Genomic DNA, 251 nt, shown 5'->3' with positions numbered 1-251 from the left:
GGTAACCACCGAGGATACAACCGAGGTCAGCAAACAGCATCGGCATCCAGGCGAACATCGCGATCTCTTTCAGGTTAAAGCCGTAAACTTTAAACATGAACAGCGGGATCCACGCGTTAAAAGTACCCCAGGCCGGTTCTGCCAGGAAACGCGGCAGCGCGATACCCCAGAACTGACGGTTACGCAGGATCTGACCAACGGACATTTTCTTCGCCGTGCTCACCTGGTGCTGGGCTTCCTGACCATTAATA

General features: G+C 53.8%; 1 pseudogene. It reads right to left on the bottom strand.

The window, feature by feature from the left end:
• Positions 1-251 (bottom strand): annotated as a pseudogene (locus NDO48_RS29395) (hypothetical protein); the annotation flags it as partial.

Source organism: Aminobacter sp. MET-1, from assembly GCF_026521175.1.
Lineage (GTDB): Bacteria > Pseudomonadota > Alphaproteobacteria > Rhizobiales > Rhizobiaceae > Aminobacter.
The sequence above is the reverse complement of the archived record's forward strand: the minus strand, read 5'-3'. Positions and strand labels throughout refer to the sequence as shown.